General features: G+C 70.2%; 20 protein-coding genes. 14 read left to right on the top strand and 6 right to left on the bottom strand.

What is annotated here, in order from left to right:
- Positions 1–24: 24 nt before the first annotated feature.
- The 3 genes from QQ657_RS24850 to QQ657_RS24840 all read right to left on the bottom strand — a co-directional run bounded on the left by QQ657_RS24850 (position 25) and on the right by QQ657_RS24840 (position 2,411).
- Positions 25–855 (bottom strand): Shedu anti-phage system protein SduA domain-containing protein, encoded by an 831-nt coding sequence (locus QQ657_RS24850; protein WP_284744637.1) that lies wholly within the window; start codon positions 853–855, stop codon positions 25–27.
- A gap of 537 nt (positions 856–1,392) precedes the next feature.
- The gene (locus QQ657_RS24845) at positions 1,393–1,722 is read right to left on the bottom strand and encodes a SulP family inorganic anion transporter (protein WP_284744799.1); all 330 of its coding nucleotides are present in this window, start codon (positions 1,720–1,722) and stop codon (positions 1,393–1,395) included.
- 68 nt (positions 1,723–1,790) lie between these two features.
- Positions 1,791–2,411, bottom strand: a complete 621-nt coding sequence (locus tag QQ657_RS24840; protein ID WP_284744636.1) for a TetR/AcrR family transcriptional regulator — start codon at positions 2,409–2,411, stop codon at positions 1,791–1,793.
- Positions 2,412–2,468: 57 nt separating this feature from the next.
- On the opposite strand from QQ657_RS24840, the gene QQ657_RS24835 reads away from it, so the two are divergent.
- From QQ657_RS24835 to QQ657_RS24805, 7 genes are all read left to right on the top strand, one after another.
- A complete protein-coding gene (locus QQ657_RS24835; RefSeq protein WP_284744635.1) occupies positions 2,469–3,905 on the top strand; it encodes an FAD-dependent monooxygenase in 1,437 nt (478 codons plus the stop codon).
- Between the two features lie 139 nt (positions 3,906–4,044).
- A complete protein-coding gene (locus QQ657_RS56745) occupies positions 4,045–4,617 on the top strand; it encodes a transposase (protein ID WP_350310703.1) in 573 nt (190 codons plus the stop codon).
- Between the two features lie 160 nt (positions 4,618–4,777).
- Positions 4,778–5,524 carry an SAM-dependent methyltransferase gene (locus QQ657_RS24825; protein WP_284744633.1) on the top strand — a complete coding sequence of 249 codons (747 nt, stop codon included), beginning with the start codon at positions 4,778–4,780 and terminating at the stop codon, positions 5,522–5,524.
- Between the two features lie 50 nt (positions 5,525–5,574).
- Complete coding sequence (locus tag QQ657_RS24820) at positions 5,575–6,072, top strand: GNAT family N-acetyltransferase (protein ID WP_284744632.1); 498 nt, start codon at positions 5,575–5,577, stop codon at positions 6,070–6,072.
- 88 nt (positions 6,073–6,160) lie between these two features.
- Complete coding sequence (locus tag QQ657_RS24815; protein WP_284744631.1) at positions 6,161–6,418, top strand: hypothetical protein; 258 nt, start codon at positions 6,161–6,163, stop codon at positions 6,416–6,418.
- Positions 6,415–6,894, top strand: a complete 480-nt coding sequence (locus QQ657_RS24810) for a serine hydrolase domain-containing protein (protein ID WP_284744630.1) — start codon at positions 6,415–6,417, stop codon at positions 6,892–6,894. Before QQ657_RS24815 ends, QQ657_RS24810 begins: the two co-directional genes overlap by 4 nt.
- Positions 6,895–7,095: 201 nt before the next feature.
- Positions 7,096–7,977: a CPBP family intramembrane glutamic endopeptidase gene (locus QQ657_RS24805; RefSeq protein WP_284744629.1), complete on the top strand. Its 882-nt coding sequence runs from the start codon at positions 7,096–7,098 to the stop codon at positions 7,975–7,977.
- 196 nt (positions 7,978–8,173) lie between these two features.
- Here the strand turns inward: QQ657_RS24805 and QQ657_RS24800 are convergent, their stop codons facing one another.
- Together QQ657_RS24800 and QQ657_RS24795 are read right to left on the bottom strand one after the other, a co-directional pair.
- Entirely contained in the window at positions 8,174–8,950 is a 777-nt protein-coding gene (locus QQ657_RS24800; RefSeq protein ID WP_284744628.1) for an SDR family NAD(P)-dependent oxidoreductase, read from the bottom strand.
- 77 nt (positions 8,951–9,027) lie between these two features.
- On the bottom strand, positions 9,028–9,600 hold the full coding sequence (locus QQ657_RS24795) for a TetR/AcrR family transcriptional regulator (RefSeq protein WP_284744627.1): 573 nt from the start codon (positions 9,598–9,600) through the stop codon (positions 9,028–9,030).
- 341 nt (positions 9,601–9,941) lie between these two features.
- Here QQ657_RS24795 and QQ657_RS24790 point away from each other — a divergent pair, with 341 nt between their 5' ends.
- From QQ657_RS24790 to QQ657_RS24770, 5 genes are all read left to right on the top strand, one after another.
- Positions 9,942–10,442, top strand: a complete 501-nt coding sequence (locus QQ657_RS24790; RefSeq protein ID WP_434056774.1) for a GNAT family N-acetyltransferase — start codon at positions 9,942–9,944, stop codon at positions 10,440–10,442.
- Positions 10,324–11,391, top strand: a complete 1,068-nt coding sequence (locus tag QQ657_RS24785; protein ID WP_284744798.1) for a class I SAM-dependent methyltransferase — start codon at positions 10,324–10,326, stop codon at positions 11,389–11,391. The genes QQ657_RS24790 and QQ657_RS24785 overlap by 119 nt, the downstream gene beginning before the upstream one ends.
- A gap of 296 nt (positions 11,392–11,687) precedes the next feature.
- Positions 11,688–12,935, top strand: a complete 1,248-nt coding sequence (locus QQ657_RS24780) for a sensor histidine kinase (protein WP_284744626.1) — start codon at positions 11,688–11,690, stop codon at positions 12,933–12,935.
- The gene (locus QQ657_RS24775; RefSeq protein WP_284744625.1) at positions 12,923–13,573 is read left to right on the top strand and encodes a response regulator; all 651 of its coding nucleotides are present in this window, start codon (positions 12,923–12,925) and stop codon (positions 13,571–13,573) included. The genes QQ657_RS24780 and QQ657_RS24775 overlap by 13 nt, the downstream gene beginning before the upstream one ends.
- A gap of 345 nt (positions 13,574–13,918) precedes the next feature.
- A complete protein-coding gene (locus QQ657_RS24770; protein WP_284744624.1) occupies positions 13,919–14,485 on the top strand; it encodes an RNA polymerase sigma factor in 567 nt (188 codons plus the stop codon).
- Positions 14,486–14,593: 108 nt separating this feature from the next.
- Here QQ657_RS24770 and QQ657_RS24765 read toward each other — a convergent pair whose 3' ends face one another.
- Entirely contained in the window at positions 14,594–17,410 is a 2,817-nt protein-coding gene (locus QQ657_RS24765; protein ID WP_350310705.1) for an AfsR/SARP family transcriptional regulator, read from the bottom strand.
- A gap of 192 nt (positions 17,411–17,602) precedes the next feature.
- On the opposite strand from QQ657_RS24765, the gene QQ657_RS24760 reads away from it, so the two are divergent.
- Positions 17,603–18,097 carry a GNAT family N-acetyltransferase gene (locus QQ657_RS24760; RefSeq protein ID WP_284744622.1) on the top strand — a complete coding sequence of 165 codons (495 nt, stop codon included), beginning with the start codon at positions 17,603–17,605 and terminating at the stop codon, positions 18,095–18,097.
- A 137-nt stretch (positions 18,098–18,234) separates the two neighbouring features.
- Positions 18,235–19,413, top strand: coding sequence for a serine hydrolase domain-containing protein (locus QQ657_RS24755; RefSeq protein ID WP_350310702.1), 1,179 nt, complete (start codon positions 18,235–18,237; stop codon positions 19,411–19,413).
- The last annotated feature ends 357 nt before the right edge of the window (positions 19,414–19,770 follow it).

The raw sequence follows: 19,770 nt of genomic DNA, 5'->3' as shown, positions 1-19,770 counted from the left end.
CCTGGATGAGGTCGGCGTAGGTGATCACCTCGACGCGCGAGAGTGCGCGTTGTAGGTCCGGAGCGTGTCCGCGACCTGGGCGCGCGCCGCGGCGTCCGGTACGTGCTCGGGGTGGCCGACGACGACGGTGGCGAACGCGCGCCGGCATTCGATGCCCAGCCGGTTCTTGATGACGTCACGCTGCTCGTCGAATTCGCGGAGGTAGTTGAGGGTCTGGCCGACCGCCTTGTTCACTTCGGGGCCGACGACGAAGAACTCGCGGTGCTTCACGACGAGATCCGGGATGCAGGCCCGTTTCAGCTCGACGACGTGCAGCGCGCCGTCGGCCCGGATGAGCGGGACGTCCAGCTGGGTCAGGACGGTCAGCGACCGTCGTTTCGCTTTCTCGATGTACTTGCCGCCGAACATCCACCAGCTCTCGTCGAGAATCCGCTGGAATTCGTTCTCCTTGGCGTCCGGATTCCGGACGACCTCGGCCAGCGTGGCGATGACGTCCCGCTGCTTCGCGGTCTGGATGCCGTCGAGCAGCACCTGGAGGGCCCCGTGTTCGGCCAGCACCGCGGCCGCGTTCGGGGCGTCCGCCAAGGCTTCCGCCAGCTGGGCCAGCTGACCCGCGTCGGCTTCGCCCGATTGGACCTTCCGGATCACCTCCGCCAGCGGAGCGTCCTGCTCGGCTCGCGGCTCGGGCGTCCCGAACCGCGCCGCCAGGAACCGGTGGAGCTCGCCGATGGCGTCGTTCTCGCACGCCCATTGGCTGGCCCCGGGACGCAGGTCGAAACCGGAACCGTCCGGCCGCGGTGTCCAGGAATCGACTATGAGAATAAGTTTTTCGCTGCCGTCCGGTTCGAGGGTCAACCAGATCGTCGCGGTTTTGTGGACCTCCGGGCTTCGGTGGACAACGGCGGTTTCGACGTGTCGGTATCCATTCGGCGCGGAGTGTTCGATCCGGTTCCGGAGTTCTTCCGCGGAATCCGGTTCACTGGCGGAGGAGGTCACGCGGGGCGAGTCGCGCCGGGAATCGGCATTGTTACGACGATCTTGCGTGAGCCGGTGAGGGTCTGAGACGAGGGACGGGTCTTTCGGCGGCAGGATGAGAAGTGCGACTTCACCTGGGCTGGCCGAGCCGCCGGAAATCCCGGTGATCGATCACGAACTCGCACCAGCCATCAGCCGTCCGAAACCTCGATGAATTCGGGGCGCAACGGCGACGGCGTCTGCCTCGCGGGCCATCGGTGCGAGGCGATCGATCGGGTTGTCCCGCATGACGGGCCCGCGGTCGCCCCGACCAGGTGGCGGCCGAGGCGGGTGCGTGGGGGCCGGAACTCGGCGATCAGTTTCGGCCTTGCGGACGCGGAACGAACAACCGGCGGCGCCGAAGCGCACATCGTCACCTCACGTGCCGAGCGGTTCCTCCCGCGGCTGTGCCGGCACGCCGAGGCCATGGGCGGGAAGGCAGCGCACCTGCACGACGGGGGCGGGCAGGCGCGTCCAGGTGGCGGCGTAGATCACCGCGAAGATGGCGAGGGCGTGGGTGATGGCCGAGAGGCGGGTGTGGGCGCCGGAGCGGACGTTGACCGCGGTGCGGGCGATCGCGCCCGTGGCGGGCATGCCGCCGACGAGGCCGCAGGCGATCGAGGCGAGTCCCTGGCCGAGCCTCGCCCTGCTGCTGGTTCGGGCCGGCCTCGATGAGGAACTTCGGGCAGCCGACCAGAATCGGTCCAGCGCGCCTCAGCCGGATCCGACGCCGGGCGTTCGCCGGGAGTGAGGCTGACTCCGGACCGGTCGTGCCGTCACGCCCGCGCGTCCAGGAGCGCCGATTCCGCCTGTTCGGCCAGCCAGCCGGCCGCCTGCTCCAGGCTCCACCCGAAGCCCCACATCGTGCGCCACGACTCGAACCCGAAGTAGAACCACAGGATCTGCCCGATCCGCGCCCGGTCCAGGCCGGCGCGCAACCCGCCGATCTCGACGAGGCGTCCAGCGGCGATGTCGAGCCGCGCCCGGGTGGCGCGCACCGCCAGGTCGGCCGCCGCGGCGACGTCCCGGTCGGCGGTGCGGTTGTCCAGGAGGATCGCCAAGATGCGCTGCCGGCGGCGTTGCACGGAGCCCGTGCCCTCGGCCACCAGTCGCACCACCGCGCGCACGTCCGCGCACCCGGTGACCGCTCGCGCCGCTTCCACGGCTTCCTCGTCCCGGGCGCCGTCCTCGGTCAGGGCGGTCACCAGGGCCGGTTTGCCGCCCACGCTGGTGTAGACGGTGTTCACCGCCACGCCGGCGGCCTCCGCGACGGCCGCGACGCTCGTGCGGGCGTACCCCCGCTCGGCGAACAGCGTGGCGGCCGCATCGAGGATCGTCCGGCGGGTGTCCTGGGCGTGCCGTTCCCGCACCGATGACCGGTAGTCACGTACAGCCATGGGTCGATGCTACCTCCCTATATTGAGAGTATGATTGTTACTATGAATATGGAGAGCATGCAGCCAACTGAACCTGGTCCCGGCGACGTCGTGGTCGTCGGAGCGGGCCCGGTGGGCTTGTGGACCGCGGCGGAACTGGGCCTGAGCGGCGTCCCCGCCGTCGTCCTGGAGCGGGCGGACGAGCGCAGCCCGCACTCCAAGGCGCTGGGCGTGCACCCGCGCACCCTCGAGGTGCTGGCGATGCGCGGGCTCGCCGAGCGGTTCCTGGCCGAGGGCGTGCCCATGCCGCGGTGGCACTTCGGCATGCTGCAGACCCCGATCGATCTCGGTGTGCTCGACACGCCCTACCCGTTCATGCTCGCCATTCCCCAGCGTCGCACCGAGGAGCTGCTCGAAGAGCACGCGCTCGCGGCCGGGGCGCGGATCCTGCGCGGCCACCGCGTCACGGACGTGACGCAGGACGAGCACGGCGTCCGGCTGGAGGTGTCCGGACCGGACGGTCCTTACACCCGCTTCGCGCGCTACGTCGTCGGGGCCGACGGCGTCGGCAGCGTGGTGCGCACCTCGGCCGGGATCGCGTTCGAGGGCACCGAAGCGACGTTCTACAGCTACCTCGGCGAGGTTCGGGTGACGTCGGAGCCGGTGCGCAGCGCCCACAACGAGCACGGCGCGATGCTGTCGGTGCCCCTGCGCGACGGCCGGTACCGGATCTCCGGGGTGGACAAGCGGACCGGCCACCAGCCCGGTCCGCTGACCCTGGAGGCCCTGCGCGAGGCCACGATCCGCGTCGCCGGGAGCGACTTCGGGATGCACGACCCCAGCTGGCTCACCCGGTTCGGCGACGCGGCGAAGCTCGCCGAGCGGTACCGCCACGGCCGGGTGCTGCTCGCCGGCGACGCGGCGCACCGGCACCTGCCGGCCGGGGGCGTCGGGCTCAACGTCGGCGTGCAGGACGCGATGAACCTGGGCTGGCGCCTGGCGGCGGTCGCCCGGGGTGACGCGGACCCGGCGTTGCTGGACGCCTATCACGGCGAACGTCACCCGGTCGGGGAGCAGCTCGTCGAGCACACCCTGGGCCAGTCGGCGCTGATCACCGCCACCACCCCGGACGGGCTGGCCCTGCGCGCGGTGCTGAGCCGATTGATCGCCGAGGTGCCCGAGCTGTCGCTGGCCCTGGCGCGAAAGCTGTCAGCACTGGACGTCGCCTACGCGGCCGGCGACCACCCGCTGGTCGGCAAGCGAGTGCCCGTCCCGCCGTTGCGTCACGCCCGGCCTGTCCTCCTCGTGGCCTCGACCGCGCCGATCCCGGCGGCTACGGCGGCCGCGGCGAAGCGGGGATTCGACGTCGTCACGGCGCCGCTTTCGTGGACCACCGCGGCGGCGGTGCTGATCCGCCCGGACGGGCACGTCTGGTGGGCCGCGGATGAAGCGGACGACGGGCGGATCGCAGCGGCACTGGACGACGTCGGCGTCCGGTTTCCCGGCGAGGCGTGAGGTGCGTCCGGTCGCGGCGGCCGAAGTGAGGATGCCTCCCGCGTAGTCCGCGCCGCGGGGTCGAGCTCAAGTGCTGTTTCACCGGAATTCAGCGTCTGCCGCGATCCTGTGCCCGAGACCATGCCGGGTATAGGGCTGCATGCCGGTGATCATCGGGATGGATCCGCATGAACGGTCGGCCACGATCGAGGTGATCGACGAACGCGGTGACATGCTCACCGTCGGGAAGTTCGGCACGGACCAGGTCGGCTGTGCGGAAATGCTGCTGGCTGGGCGTTGGTTCGCCGAGCGGGTATGGGCGGTGGAAGGTCGTACCGGCGAAGTTGCCGGCGCAGGCACGTGCGCTCGTGGCGACGATCAAACCACGCGACATCGTGGGCAAGACCCGACGCCGCCTGGCGGTCGAGCTGATCACCGAGCTGGAGACCATCGACAAGAAGACCAAGGCCGCCGGCAAGGATCTCCGCGAGCTGGTGACTGCCCGCGGCTGCACGCTGCTCGACTTGCACGGCACCGGGGCCGTCTGGCGCGGCTGCTTGCCGACGTCGGCGACGTCCACCGGTTCGGCAACCGTGATCGATTCGCCTCCTGGAACGGCACCGCCTGTCCCGTGCCGGCAACCGGAGGATCAACCGGACGCTGCACATGCACTCACCGCTGCACCTTGACCCAAAGCGGCGCCATGAGAGCGCGTTCGGGGTCGACGCGATAACCGGTGGACCGGCACGTGCGACCCGCCTAGCCTTCCGTGGAACCGTGTGGCCTTCCGTCCGAAGAGGTGCATTTCATGAATGTCCGGGTAGCCCGGCCGTCGACGGCCGACCCAGCGCCGAGCACTGTGGACTACCCTTTGGACGTAAGGAATCCCCGAAGTGGATCTACCCCGTAGCTTCACCATCCGCGAGAGCGGCCACCGCATCCACAACCCGTTCACCAGCCGGAAACTGGCCGGCCTGGGCGAGGCGCTGAACCCGCCACCCGGCACTCGGGTGCTCGACCTGGCCTGTGGCTCGGGCGAGCTGCTGTGCACCTGGGCCCGCGATCACGGCATCACCGGGGCCGGCGTCGACATCAGCACCGTGTTCCTGGCCGCGGCCCGGGCTCGAGCGATCGAGCTGGAGGTCGCCGGGCAGGTCACTTTCACCCATGGTGACGCGTCGAACCACGTTGCCGGCGACCCGGTCGATATCGGGTCGTGCGTCGGTGCGAGCTGGATCGGAGGTGGCGTTGCCGGCACCGTGGACCTGCTCCGACGCAGCCTGCGCCCCGGCGGCATGATGCTGATCGGCGAGCCGTACTGGCGTAGGGAACCCCCGGACCAGGCCACCGTAGAAGGCTGTCACGCCACCAGTGAAGACGACTTCCGCGTCCTCCCGGAACTGCTGGAACAGTTGGGGGAGCTGGGTTGTGACGTCGTGGAGATGGTCTTGGCCGACCAGGACAGCTGGGACCGCTACGTCGCGGCTCAATGGCTCAACACCCGCCGCTGGCTGGACGCACATCCCGACGACGAGCTGGCCGGGCAGATGCGCGCGGAACTGACCGCCGCTCCGGTACGCCACGCCCGGTACCAACGCGAATACCTCGGCTGGGGCGTCTTCGCTTTGATGAACCGCTGACACCAGCGGCCGAGTTGTACGCGCCCCGCAGCGCGAGAAGAAGGGTGGCCATGGCAGAGGTCCGGCTCGATCCGATGACCAGCGAGGAATACGCGGCATATCACCGCGACGCGGTACTGGCCTATGCCGAGGCCCATGTTTCGGCGAAGAGCTGGCCGGCCGAGGGGGCGCGACAGCGCGCCATCGACGAGTACGCCGAGCTCTTGCCCGAGGGCGTGGCCACACCCGGCCACCACCTCTACACCGCGCGCAATGGCGGCCAGGAGATCGGCATGATCTGGTTCGCCGAACGCACCCACGGCGCCGACCGGGTCGCCTACCTCTACGACATCAAGGTCGAGACGGACCTGCGTGGCCAGGGGCATGGTGAAGCGCTCATGCGGGCGATGGAGCACGAGGTCCGCTCCGTCGGTCTGAAAGCCGTGCGGCTCCAGGTGTTCGGCAACAACTCGGTCGCCCGGTCGCTTTATCGGAAGCTCGGCTACATCGAGACCAACGTCGTCATGGCCAAGGTCCTCGACCGGCAAACCAAAACGCAGGTCGGATGACCTGACGTTTACGGAAGCAGCCCGGCGCAAGCAGATCGTCGAGGCCGCGATCGACACCATCGCCGAGGTCTAGGCCGCGGGCGGGGACGTGGTGCGTCCCCACGCCGGCCAGGCCGCCTCCGATGCGGACACGCTGCGGGCGTATGTCGAGGGCAGCATCGCCTTCTACGACACAGCATCGAACAGTTGCCGGCCCGACTTCGCCCCACGCACCGTGGCCATCATCCTGCGGGACCTGCTGGCCGGGGCGTTGCTGCGGTTGCTGGGCACACCCGACCTCGATGTCGACGGCTACACCCGCGAACTCGCCGTGCTCTGCCTGCGTTCCGTCGAACTGCCCTCGTGAAGGAGCTCTCTTTGCCCGGCATCCACGGCCACGTCGACCCCGGCTACGAAGCCGTCGCCGAAGCGTTCGAAGCCAACTTCGCCGACGGCGCCGACGTGGGTGCGGCCGTCACGGTCTACCGGCACGGACACCCGGTGGTCGACCTGTGGGGCGGGATCGCCGACCCGGCGACCGGCCGGCCGTGGGAGCGAGACACCTTGCAGGTCGTCTACTCCACGACCAAAGCCGCGACAGCCGCGTGCGCCCTGCTGCTCGTCCAACGGGGCCAACTCGACCTGGACGCCCCAGTGGCGACGTACTGGCCGGAGTTCGCCGCCGCAGGCAAGCAGGACATCCCGGTCCGCTGGCTGCTGACCCACCAGGCCGGCCTCGCGGCGCTCGACCGGCCGGTCGGCCGTGCCGAGGCCCTCGCCTGGAAACCGATGATCGACGCGCTGGCCGCGCAACGCAACCTCGAGCCGGCAGGTGACCGGTAGCCGGCGGGACGTGCCAGGCCGGCTTGCCATTGACGCCGATCCCGCGATCACCACAGTCGTCCCTCCGCCGGGTCGTCACGAGGAGCTGTCCCTCGTGAGAGCTACCGCGGGTGTCCGCTGCAGCGGGATGGCACGGGTCAGCGAGCTGCCTAGCCTTTTCCGAGCAAGGGAAAGTCTCGGTCGCGGCAGAGAGTCGGAGTCATGGAGCAGACCAATAATCTGGACGACAACCGGTCACCGGTCGAGCTGTCCACGGGGCGGAACCGTTTGCGCAGGTTCAGGTTTCCGGTCCTGTTCGTGTCGCTGTTCGCGGTGATGCTGGCGGTGGTCGGGATCGACAACCTCGTCGCGCCCGTTCCGCTGCTCGCTTTTCCGGTCGGGATCGGGTTGGCCGTGGCGGGACTGGTTTGCTACCGCCGGTTGTCCAGGTTCGTCGAAGTGCGGGACGGTGTACCGGATCTGGTGGCGGAGAACCGGTGGCCGGGATTGTGGAAGGGCGCAGGGCTCGGGTTCGGGTTGTTCTGCGCGATGCTGCTGGTAATCCTGGTGTTCGGTGGGGTCGGCGGTCTGTCGTGGGGTTCGTTCGCCGGATTCCTGGGGCTGGCCGGAATGATGTCCAGCGTCGCGGTCATGGAGGAGGTGCTGTTCCGCGGGGTGCTGTTCCGTATCCTGGAGGAGCGGGCGGGCACCGTGATCTCCCTGGCGGTGTCCTCATTGCTGTTCGGGGCGACGCACTTGGTCAACGTCAACGCGACGTGGTGGGGGGCGCTGGCGATCGGGCTCACCGGTGGCACCATGCTGGCCGCGGCCTACACCGCGACCCGGTCGCTGTGGTTTCCGATCGGTTTGCACTTCGCCTGGAACTTCACCCACGCGGGTGTCTTCGGCATCGCGGTGTCCGGCTCGAACGACGTGCCCGACGGGCTGCTGCACACGATGTTGTCCGGCCCGTCAGCGCTCACCGGTGGCACTTTCGGCCCGGAGGCCAGCCTGGTCGCCCTGCTGGTCTGCCTCGTGCCCACCGTCCTGCTGCTGCGCCGGGCTGCCCGCACTGGTCAGATCCGCCCCCGACCGCGCACGTGACAGGTCGCAGTACGTGCACCGCCAGGCAGTGCGCCCACACCGAACTTGCCCTCCCGGGCAGTGCCGGACTTCCAGCGTCATCCCGCCGGCGTACCGCCCGCCGGCTCCCGGAGCGTCATCAGCGGACGCTCCGGGGCGAGGGCCTGTACGGGCTCCGAACCGTGAAACCCGTACAGGCCTGGCAGCGCCTCGGTGGTTACTGGTTTCGGCCTGCCGTGACGCCGCCGTCGACGTCCCAGATCGCGCCGGTGACCCAGCCGGCCTGGTCGGAGAGGAGGAAGGTGGCCACGGCGGAGACGTCCTCGGTGGTGCCGATCCGGCCGATCGGGTGGAAGTCGTTGAATCCCGCCAGAACGGTGTCGACCTCGGCCGGTGGGATGAAGCCCTCGTAGATGGGGGTGGCCACCACGGCCGGGGAGATGGCGTTGACCCGGATCTTGTGGGCGGCCAGCTCCAGGGCGAGGTGCTGGGTCAGGGCGTGCAGGCCGGCCTTGGCCATCGAGTACGCCGATGACGGGGTCGCGGCGATGGCCTGCTTCGCCCACATGCTGCCGATGTTGACGATGGCGCCGCCGCGGCCGCTGTTCACCATGTTCTGCGCCACGGTCTGGGTGATCAGGAAGGTGGCCTTGTTCAGGTCCAGGTAGGCGTCGTAGTCGGCGGGGGTGTGTTCGAGGAACGGCAGCGGCTTGAACACGCCTGCCGCGTTGACCAGCAACGTCGTGTCAGCGTGCTGGCCGGCCAGTTCCTCGCGTACCCGCGTGACCTCGGCGGGATCGCGCAGGTCGGCGGTGATGCCCCACGCCTGTCCGCGGGTGGCCAGGTCGGCCACGGTCTTCTCGACCCGCTCGGGGCGGGAACCGATGACGACCGCGCTGCCGCCGCGGCTGACGACGTCCTCGGCGATCTGACGGCCCATGCCGCTGCTGCCGCCGACTACGACGAGCTTGCGACCGGTGAAGTCCTGTCCCATGGTGGTTCTCCTCATCTGACTACCTACTAGTTGGAAGGTTGAGCGGTCATGCAAAAAGGCGTCGCGGTGGTGCGTTTTCAGAGCAGGGCGTCGACCAAGGTCGCCGCCACCGAGCGGACGACATCCCGATCCTGTCCGGCGGCGCCGTCCGGCTGCCCGTGAGCGCGGGCCAGGAGCAGTGCTCCTTCCAGGGAGGCCAGGTAAGCCTCGGCCGCCGCGCCGGTCCGGGCGGCGGGCAGGCCCGCCTCGGCCAGCACACCGGCCACCCATTGCCGCTGATCGGCGAAGAACGCGTCCGTCGCCTGCCGTACCGGAACGGGCAGGCTCTCCGCGTCCACGGCGAAGACGCCGCAGAGGCAGATGCGGCCGCCTTGGGCAAAGGTCTCGGCGTACAACCCGGCGTAACCGACCAGGCGCTGCCGCGCGCCCGCCGCGTCGTCGTCGACTTCCTTTCGCGCCACGGCGAACCGTTCCCGATAGCGCGCGATCAGCGCCTCGGCCAGTGCGGCTTTGGTGGGGAAGTGGTGGTGGATGCTCGGCTTCGTGATGGACAGCTCGGCACTGATGTCGGCGTAGGAGAAGCCGTTGTACCCCCGAACCTGCACCAGCGTCTGAGCGCTGTCCAGGATCCGATCCGCTGTCGTGGTCACGCGACAATTTCTACCTTCTAGTTGGTAGGGAGTCAAGGGGAGTGACCGGCGTCACCGTGCACCGCGAGCTGTGGGCTGAACGTGATCCGCGAGTGCCGCAGCAGAGGCGGATCGATGCTGCTGGGCATCCCACCGTTGCCGAGCTCGAGCAGACGATTTGCGCCGCCGGTCGTCGTCGGTCGGGTTGCCGGCGGTCGAGCGGAAGGCCGCCGGCGACGTCATCGGCTGCTGCGGGCTGATCGACCGCGGGCGGGGATTCGAGGGAGAAACGGAGCTGGCGTTCGAGCTGCTGCGCCGGACGTTGGGGGCGTGGCTACGCGACCGAGGCCGCGCTGGCTGTTGTGGACTGGGCCAGGTTGGCCGGGTACGGACGTTTGTGGGCCACGGTGTGGGAGTGGAACACTGCCTCCCGCCGCGTGCTGGAGAAGCTCGGATTCACCGAAGCCGGGCTCGCTCCGCGGTTGATCCGCCGACGGAATCTCGGTCGAGGTGTGGCCGGCTCGGTCCGCCGGTGGTCGCGCCCTCGGTCCCGACGCGGTGCCGCCGCGCCTTCCAGGTCGGTCCCTGCGGGCCTCGCCGATACCGGAAGACGGCGACCGCGACGGACGGTACTTGATCATCGCCGGCCGATGGGGCGAGACGGAACTAGCGAGGCCGGCACGCAACTTCGTCCGTTCGACGGTGCACTTCCGGGTGGTCCGCGCATTAGGCTCCGCCTCCATGATCGAGGACGACGCACCAGCCGATCCGGTCGCCTCACGCCGCCCGGCCTACCTGAAGGACCTGGACGGCGGCGTGGATCGGTTCTTCGAGCCTCGCCGCACCAGCTGTCCGTGGTGTGACTCCGACGCACTTCGTGCCCGGGTGCGCACGACCGACTTGTTGCAGCACAAGCCGGGCCGGTTCGTGCTCGACGAATGCCGGGACTGCGGGCACGTCTTCCAGAACCCCCGGCTGAACCCGTCCGGGCTCGAGTTCTACTACCGGGACTGCTACGACGGGCTCGGCGAAAAGAACATGACCGGGATGTTCGAAGGCAACCGGGCGGGTTATCGGTCCCGGGCCGAGCTGGTCCGGGACGTCGGCGCATCGGGTGAGTGGCTCGACGTCGGCATGGGACACGGGCATTTCTGCAAGGAAGCCGCCGCGGTGCTGCCCGGTGTCAAGTTCGACGGTCTCGATCTCGGCGACGGGGTGGAGCTGGCGCGTCGGCAGGGCTGGATCCGTACCGGCTATCGGGGTTTGTTCGTGGACCTGGCCGAGGATCTCGCCGGGCACTACGACGTGGTCAGCATGTACCACTACCTCGAACACACCGCGGAACCCAAGCGAGAGCTGGCGGCCGCGATGGCGGTGTTGCGGCCTGGCGGGCTGCTGGCGATCGAGCTGCCCGATCCGGAATGTCGCTGGGCGAAGATGCTCGGCCGGTGGTGGATGCCCTGGCTGCAACCCCAGCATCTGAACCTGATGCCGATCGGCAACCTCCGTGCGGAGCTGGCGGGCCGCGGATTCACGGTGGTCGCCGAGCAACGTGCCGAGCCGCATTCCGCGATCGACGTGCTGGCCGCCTCGCTCATGGCGGTCAACGCCCTGACCATCGCCGGAGAGGATCTTCCGTGGCGGGACGCCCCACCGACGCGGTGGCGGCGGATCCTGCGCAAGGCCACGTTCATCGTGTGCGTGCCGTTGTTCGTCCTGGCCTCGGTGGTGGACCGGATCAGCGCACCGTTCGGCCGGCGGCGGGGGTGGTCCAACGCGTATCGGGTGGTGGCCCGCCGGGATGCGGCATAGCCCGCCCCTTTCTCGCCACGATCTGCCGGATCCGGCCGAGCAGGATCGGGCCGTGTCGTGGAGTCGAAGCCCGCAGCCAAGCGGTGTCAGGTGCACGGCTCGCCGGGATGCGCGCTCTTTGCCGCATGACAGGACATCAGCCGACCGAGTCGATTGCAGCCGTGATCCTGCCGAGGTCGGCGACGATCGCCGGCGCGTCCCCGGTGCTGACCGCAGTTCAGCGGAACCTAGGTTCACCATGAGATCGGGTGCAGGCTTCATGGCACCGTCCTCCTGCGGTGCCCTAGCGTCGTGCCATGACGATTCCAGCCGGACTGAGACGCACGGTCCTCCGGGCGCGGCGGGACACCGGCTTTCTTGCCGCTGGTGTGCTGCCGCACCTGGCGCTGGTGCCCGTGTGGGCCTGGGCGGCGACGACTACCGCCAGGACGGGGGACTGGCTCCTTGCGGTTTCCGTGTCGGCCGCCCTGGTCCTGCTCTGCACCCCGGTGCTGACGGCCGTTCAGCGGGCTCGCTACCGGGTGCTCATCGGTGTGGACCTCCCCCGGCTCACCCCCACCGCGCCGGAACAATGGACGTGGGCCTCGACCGCCCGGTGGCTCGCGGCGGCGCGGCCTTGGCGCAAGATCGGCTACCACCTCCTGCCGGGCCCGCTGCTCGCGCTGCTGGAGCTGCTGGTGCTCGCGGTGGCAGCGGCGTGCCTGGCGGGCGTCACCGCCTACGCCTGGTCATGGGCGCTGCCGGCCGGAATCCGCCAGGACTGGTTCGGCTACCTGACCCAGCTGCCGGCTTACACCGCGGCTGGGCTCCTCTTCCTGTGCGCCCTGCCCTGGACCGCGCGGGCAGTAGCCCAGGCCGAGGCGCGGCTGGCGTTGGGCCTGCTCGGGCCCAGCCGGGCGCAGCGGCTGCAGGAGCGGGTCGATCAGCTGGCCGTGAGCCGGACCGACTTGATCGAGGCCGTCGACGCGGAGCGCCGCCGGATCGAGCGCGACCTGCACGATGGCACCCAGCAGCGGTTGGTGTCCCTCGCGGTCAACCTGGGTCTGGCCATTGCCACCCGCCCGGACCTGTCGAGTGATGCCCGCGAGGTGATCGCGAGAGCGCACCTGGAGGCGAAGGAGGCGATCGCCGAACTCGATGACCTGGTGCGGGGGCTGCACCCGGCCGTGCTCGAAGACCGAGGTCTGGACGCGGCGTTGTCCGGGCTGGCTGCCCGCACGCCCGTGCCGGTGCGGCTGCGGGTCGATCTGGAGGAGCGGGTGGCGCCCAACGTGGAGTCAGTCGCGTACTTCGTGATCTCTGAGGCGCTGACCAATGCGACGAAGCACGCCAACGCGATGCGTGCGGAGGTGCTAGTCCGTCAGGTCGGCGAGGTGCTGCGGGTGCGTGTTACCGACGACGGGCTGGGCGGTGCCGACGCCGCCGCCGGCACGGGGCTGACCGGGCTGGCCAAGCGGGTCGGCTCCCTCGACGGGGCCTTCCACGTCAGCAGCCCCGTTGGCGGGCCCACCACCATCACCGCGGAGCTGCCGTGCGCGCGGTGATCGCCGAGGATTCGGTGTTGTTGCGGGTCGGCCTGATCAAGGTGCTGGAGATGGGCGGGTTCCAGGTTGCCGCGGAAGCCGGCGACGCGGAGGGGCTGTTGGCGGCGGTGGCGGAGCACCGGCCCGAACTCGCCTTGATCGACGTCCGGATGCCGCCCGGCTTCACCGACGAGGGGGTGCGGGCGGCGATGGAGATCCGTCGGCGCTGGCCGGGGACGCCGGTGGTGCTGCTTTCGCAGTACGTGGAGGAGCGGTACGCGGCTGACCTGCTGTCCGCGAACACCAGCGGTGTGGGCTACCTGCTCAAGCAGCGGGTTGCCGATGTCGCCGACTTCGTGGCGGCGGTCCGGCGTGTGGCGGACGGGGGCACGGCCCTGGACCCGCAGGTCGTCGCCCAGTTGCTGCTGCGGCGCGACAGCGACCCGTTCGCGCGGCTGACCCGCCGCGAACGGGAGGTGCTCGGCCTGATGGCCGAGGGGCGCTCCAATGCCGGCATCGCGCAGGCGTTGGTGGTCAGCGAGAGCGCCGTGGCGAAGCACATCAACAACATCTTCGCCAAGCTTGACCTGCCCGTGGTCGACGCGGACCACCGCCGCGTCCTGGCCGTGCTGCGGTTCCTCGGAGCGTCCCGGGCCTGACCTTCCCATCCGTGATCATCCACCAGCAGCCACTCCAGACGTGGTGGCCCATCACCGCCGGTGTGCTGGCAGCCGTCGTCGGACTGGCGTGCCGGTGGCTTCTCGACCGTCCGAGCGGCGGCTGAGTCCTGCCGAGCCGTCGCCAGCCTCACCGCGTCCTCAGGTAGACGTCGGTCTTCGGCGACAACTCGTCGTAGGGCAGGAACCCGGGCGTTGGCGGGCAGCGACTCCACCTGGCGCCGCTCCTGCATGTGCGTTGCAGGCGGCCTGCAGGCTGGACCGCTTAGAAAGGCGGACACCGATGCCGGTCGTAAAGGCGGCCGAATCCTCACTGATGGAGACACCATGTCGAACAACGACGATCTCGTGGACCGTCTGGTGCACGACGCGGTGCGCGGCAACCCATCCAGTTGGCAGGAAATCGTGCGGCGCTACACCCCGCTGGTGCGGTCGGTATGCCGCCGCTACCGCTTGGCCGCCGCGGATACCGACGACGTGGCCGGCGTGGTCTGGCTGCGACTGGTGACCCACCTGGCCGACCTGCGCACGCCCGCCGCACTGCCCGGCTGGCTGTCCGTCACCACCCAGCGGGAATGCCTCGCCCTGCTGCGCCACCACACTCGTCAGACCTGCCACGACGAAGGGGACATCGCCGACACCCAACCACAGCCTGACGCACGGCTTCTGCAACTGGAGCGGCGAACCGCACTGCAGGACGCCATCGCGACGCTGCCGGACCGGGATCGGCAGCTGCTGTCGATGCTCTTCTGCGACCCGCCCACCCCTTACACCCGGATCAGCACGACGCTTCGCATCCCCGTCGGCGCCATCGGACCAACCCGGCAACGCTGCCTGGGCCGCCTGCGCCGCAACCCCGCCATCACCGCGCTTCTCACTACAGCCGCTGCATAGGTCTTCCGGAAACGTGACCTGACAGCGATCAACGTCGGCCTCGCGCCTGAAACACGCAGCCTGGTGCCGGCCAGTCCGAGGCGCGTGGACGGGAAACGGTGGATGTGCTCAGCCGGTGACTGTTCGCGCTGAGGTGAGCAGGGTGATCATGTCGAGCCAGCTCAGGTCGGCCCCTTCGGCGGCAGCGGCGTCGCGGTCGTCGGGGCTGAGTGCGGTGTCGACCATGTGGTCGCTGTCGGGAGAGCTGAAGCGCCGCAACAGGTCGGGTCGAAAGCCCAGCCGGATGGCGTGGTGGTGTACGGCGGCGCGCAGCTGTCCCGCGTCGTGCGGGCGGCCCGCGAGGACCAGGGCATGGACACCGGTATAGAGCACGGCGAGAGTGAAGACGCTGTCCTCTTGATGGAGAAACCGTGCCAGGGCGCGGCACAGCGCGTCGATGCCGCGGGCCGCAAGGCTGCTCGGGTCGGCATGCGCGGTTGCCCGGTCGAGGTAGGACAGGGCGAGTGCGAGCTCCGACCAGCCGGCTGACCAGAGCTGTCCGGTTTGCTGGGCCTGCTCGATGGTGTCGATGAGTCCGGCTTCGCCGGCGGCGACGTGTCCAAGCTGGATGAGCGCGGCGTGGCGGGTCCTGAGCCCGGCGATTCGGATCCAGTCCAGCCCCAGCTGGGTGCCGATGGTGACAGCCTCGTCGGCGGCGTCGTGTGAGGCCTGGACTTGGCCGGTGGTCTGCCAGAACATAGCGCGGTAGTACTGCAGGCTCGCGTACAGCGCACGGTGTTCGTCGTCGGTCGGCTCGCCGATCGCGACACGGGCCTCCTCGAACATCCGCCGCACCTCGGCCTCGTCGGCGAAGAGGGCCGCGCTGATCACGCGGGCCAGGTAGGCGCGGGCGCGGTTGGCGTGTGCTGCGTGGGGTGCGGCGCGCAGGGCGGTGTCGATGAGCCGGCGGCCCTCGGCCGAGTGGCCGCCCCGCAGCCAGAACCAGTCGAGCAGGCCGACGGTGCGCAGGGCGTGTTCCGGCTGGTGGGCCAAGTCGTGCGCGATGCCCGCGCGCAGGTTCGGTAGCTCCCGGTCGAGAATCTGCAAGGCCCGACCGCCGTGTCGTTGTCCGCGGACGTCCGCCGTGCACTGGGCGGCCAGGTCGCGCACCCAGATCGCGTGCGCCTTCAGGGTGTCGCCCGGATCGGGGTCGATGGCCTGGCAGTAGGCCCGAATGGTCTCCAGCAGCCGGTAGCGGGTGGGTGCCACGGTGGTGTCCGCGCTGACCACCGACCGGGTGACCAACGACGACAACGACTCCAACGCCGACGTGCCGGCCGAGCCCACCGGGCGAACCGCTTCGGCCGCCTCCAGCGGGAATCCGCCCTCGAACGGCCAGAGCCGAAGCAGCAGGCCCCGGTCGTCGTCGGAGAGCAACTCGGCGCTCCAGGCGATCGCCGCCTGCAGCGTGGCGTGCGGGGCCAGCGAGCCGCGGGCGACCGGTCCGAGCAGGGCGAACCGGTCGTGCAGGTGCTCGGCGATTTCCCCGAGCCCGAGCAGCCGCGCGCGGGCGGCGGCCAGTTCGATGGCCAAGGGCAGGCCGTCCAACGCCGCGCATACCTGTCGAGCCTGTGCCCGTTCCTCATCCGACGGTGTCCAGCCGGGACGCACCGCCCTGATCCGGTCCAGCAGCAGCGTCATCGCCGAGCCATCCGCGCCGTCGCCGGATCGCAGCGGTAGTGGGTTCACCGTGACGGTGGCCTCGCCGTCGATACCCAGCGGTTCCCGGCTCGTGGCCAAGACCCGCAGCATGGGGCAGGTGGCGAGCAGCTCGATGGTGAGCTCGGCGGTGGCGTCGACGAGGTGTTCGCAGTTGTCCAGCACGAGCAGCCCGGCCCGACCGGCGAGCGCATCGCGCAGGGCATGCCGAGGCTCACCGGCCACCTGCGCCAGGCCGACGGCGGTGGCGATCGCGTGGACGATCACCTCGGGTTGGCCGACGTCGGCCAACCGGACCAGCCACGGACCGTCGGCGTCGGGCAGGCTGGTGGCGTACTCGACGACCAGCCGGGTCTTACCCACCCCGGCCGGGCCCACAAGGGTGACCAGCCGCTGCTCGGCCAGCAGCCGGGCCACGGTGGTCAGCTCACGGTCGCGGCCGAAGAAGGAGGACAGCGGCCGCCCGAAGCACCGCGCCGCGGCCATGCCGCCGGCCGGTGCGGGCGGGGCTGTCGAGGGCGTTTCAGGCAGCAGCAGCCGAAGGTCCTGGGCCAGCACGAGCCGCTCCAGCCGCTGCAGCTCCGGCCCGGGGTCGACGCCGAGCTCGTCGGCGAGCAGCGCACGCACGCGACGCAGCGCGGCGAGCGCGTCGCCCTGCCGGCCACAGCGGTACAGCCCGAGGATGAGCAGCGCCCACCGTCGCTCGCGGTACGGCGCGGCCTGCACCGCCGCGTCCGACTCGGCCACCGCACCCGGTGCGTCCCCCGTCGACAGTCGCGCGGCCAGCCGCTCCTCGATCGCCACCTCGCGCAACTCGACCAGCCGGCTGCGGGCGGCCAGCACATCGGGACCAGCCAGCAGATCCGCATACGGCTCACCATGCCACCAGGTCAACGCCTCGGTGAACGCGTGCAGCGCCGGTGCGGCGTTGTCCTCGGCGAGCAACTGCCGCCCCCGCTCGACCTGCCGCACGAAACGATCCGCGTCGACGGCCCCCGGCGGCACTCGCAACCGATATCCCGATCCGGTGCGCTCCAGCAGATCCCGCCCACCGCTGCCCAACGCCCCGCGGAGCCGGGAAACATACACCTGCAGCGCAGCCGCCGCCCGAGACGGCGGGGCTGGACCCCACACGGCTTCAGCCAGCCGCCCGTCGGAAACCGGTTCCCCTTCGGCCATCACCAGAGCGGTGAACAGCCGCCGAGGGAGCGGCCCACCAAGATCCACGCCGGCGCCGCCGACTTCCACCTCCGTCGGCCCCAACACCCGACAGAGCAGCACTTACCGAGCATACAACCCCCGGTCAACCTGACTGCAGGCCGGCTGCAAGACGAACAGGACAGATTGAGCGCAGGACCGCGGCACCGTCGGAGCTCGGATCGAAAGCGGAGTCGGAACAGGTGTGTAGCGTCGGCAGCTATGAGTTGGCTGCCCGGCGATTTCGTCCACCCCGTCTCCACGCCCGTGCTCGACACCGGGCTTCACCTGCGACCGATCCGGGAGGCGGACACCGCTCTCGATTACCCCGCTGTGATGGGCTCCCGGGAGCGATTGTGGGGAATCTTCGGTCCGGCCTGGTCTTGGCCCCAGGAGACGATGACGTTCGAGGAGGACCGCCTCGACCTGTTGCGGCACGAGAAGGAGATAGCCGCGCATCAGTCGTTCAACTACGCGCTGCTGGACGAAGAGGAGACCGCGATCCTCGGCTGCGTATACATCGACCCGCCCGAGCGCACCGGTTCCGATGGCGAGGTGGCGTGGTGGGTGGTGGACGACCTCGTCGGCAGCGAAGTGGAGCATGCGCTCGACGCGCTGGTGCCGCAGTGGATCGCAGCCGACTGGCCCTTCCGCCGGCCCCGCTTTCTGGGTCACGACATCACCTGGCAGGACTGGCTCGCGCTGCCGCCCATCTGACGGCCGCCCGCCGGACAGTTGCGGCGGCGTGAGAACCCCATACCGCGCAAGGAAAAGACGAATCCGCAGAACGGATTCCCTTACGGCATCGGCCGGACTGCGCTACCGTCTGGCGGACCGCAGCCCCGGGGGGAACCATGCGCCGATCGATCGTATCCGCTGCTTGCGCCGTGCTTCTGCTCGCCGGAACCGGTACCGCCGGCGCGGGAACCGATCCACGTCAGGCCGCGCTGGACGCGGCCGTGCAGGCCGGGAACGTGGGGATCATCGCGGTCGCGGCCGATCCGGCCGGCCGCTGGCGGGGGCGGGCCGGATCCGGTGACATCACCACCGGGGCGAAGCCGGACATCGGCGGTCGGTTCCGCATCGGCAGCGTGTCCAAGACGTTCACGGCGACCCTCGTGCTGAAGCTCGCCGCGAAGGGCCGACTGGGGCTGGACGAGCCGATCTCGGAGTACCTGCCCGGCCTGCTGCCCTACCCGGAGCCGATCACCGTCCGCCAGCTGCTGCAGCACACCAGCGGCCTGCCCCGGGACCTGGCCCCGCAGTACACCTGGACGACCCTGCCGGAGCTGGACACCGAACGCTTCGTGCACTTCGACGAGGTCGAGGCGATCCACGACAGCACCGTGCAGCCGCTGCTGTTCCCGCCGGGCACGGGCTGGTCGTACTCCAACACCGGCTACAACGTGCTGGCCCTGCTGGTCGAAAAGCTCACCGGCCGTCGGTTCGAGCAGGTGCTCGCCGACTGGATCACCGGTCCGCTGCACCTGGCCGACACCTTCCTGCCGAGGGACTTCCCGCTGGTGCCGGGCGCGGCCATGCACGGCTACGAGCAGCTCTACCCGGCCCCGCACGGGCTCACCGACGTCACCGCCTACAACCTCAGCCGCTACTTCGGCGCCGGGGACATCATTTCGAGCGCGACCGACCTGAACCGCTTCTTCCACGCGCTGCTCGGCGGCGAGCTGCTGCTGGCCGGCCTGCTTGCGCAGATGAAGACCACGGTCCCGTGGCCGGACACGGACGGGCGGATCGGCTACGGGCTGGGGCTGATGCGGATCTCCCTGGTGGGGCCCTGCGGTCCCGGCGCTCCCGATGTCTGGGGGCACGCCGGGGACGTGCCCGGGTACAACACGTGGAGCATGAGCGACGAGACCGGCACCCGCCGGATCACGGTCGGGTCCAGCCCGGACGTGACAGCTTCGCAGGACGCGGCCTCGGGGCGGCTCCTGGCGATGGTGACGGAGTTCTGCACGCCGAACGTCCCCGGCGCCCGGGCGAGCGCCGCCGGCATCCAGGCGGCGATCCGCTGACGGCGCACGGCCTTCGCGACGCGGCACGCCGAGCGCTGGGCTACCGCCACCGGGCCCAAGACGCCGGGCAGCCACCACGGCGGCCGGTTTCGACGAGTTCGTCGAGGCGGGCGGCGATGCGGCCTCGCACCGTATCCGGGACCTGCCAGCTATCCGGCGGCCGCGCAGCCGGGTTTCGTGAGTCCCCAGCACGGCTACGCCCAGCCTGGTCACCCGCAGCCCGGCCGCGCCGCGCCGACGTCCGCTCATCGGCTACTTGTTGAATGGCGGTACGACCGATGCCGGGCCAGGCTCGGTCGAGGTGTTCGACGGGTGGCTCTCTCATCGGCTGCCCACCACGCTGTCGGGTGTGGCTCA

It is taken from the genome of Amycolatopsis ponsaeliensis, assembly GCF_030182635.1.
Classification (GTDB): domain Bacteria; phylum Actinomycetota; class Actinomycetes; order Mycobacteriales; family Pseudonocardiaceae; genus Amycolatopsis; species Amycolatopsis ponsaeliensis.
The sequence above is the reverse complement of the archived record's forward strand: the minus strand, read 5'-3'. Positions and strand labels throughout refer to the sequence as shown.

Excerpts from the sequence above, each read along its gene's own strand:
- QQ657_RS24840 (WP_284744636.1), bottom strand. The coding sequence starts at position 2,411 with ATGGCTGTACGTGACTACCGGTCATCGGTGCGGGAACGGCACGCCCAG.
- QQ657_RS24835 (WP_284744635.1), top strand. The coding sequence starts at position 2,469 with ATGCAGCCAACTGAACCTGGTCCCGGCGACGTCGTGGTCGTCGGAGCG.
- QQ657_RS56745 (WP_350310703.1), top strand. The coding sequence starts at position 4,045 with ATGCCGGTGATCATCGGGATGGATCCGCATGAACGGTCGGCCACGATC.
- QQ657_RS24820 (WP_284744632.1), top strand. The coding sequence starts at position 5,575 with ATGGCAGAGGTCCGGCTCGATCCGATGACCAGCGAGGAATACGCGGCA.
- QQ657_RS24805 (WP_284744629.1), top strand. The coding sequence starts at position 7,096 with ATGGAGCAGACCAATAATCTGGACGACAACCGGTCACCGGTCGAGCTG.
- QQ657_RS24800 (WP_284744628.1), bottom strand. The coding sequence starts at position 8,950 with ATGGGACAGGACTTCACCGGTCGCAAGCTCGTCGTAGTCGGCGGCAGC.
- QQ657_RS24780 (WP_284744626.1), top strand. The coding sequence starts at position 11,688 with ATGACGATTCCAGCCGGACTGAGACGCACGGTCCTCCGGGCGCGGCGG.
- QQ657_RS24770 (WP_284744624.1), top strand. The coding sequence starts at position 13,919 with ATGTCGAACAACGACGATCTCGTGGACCGTCTGGTGCACGACGCGGTG.
- QQ657_RS24760 (WP_284744622.1), top strand. The coding sequence starts at position 17,603 with ATGAGTTGGCTGCCCGGCGATTTCGTCCACCCCGTCTCCACGCCCGTG.
- QQ657_RS24755 (WP_350310702.1), top strand. The coding sequence starts at position 18,235 with ATGCGCCGATCGATCGTATCCGCTGCTTGCGCCGTGCTTCTGCTCGCC.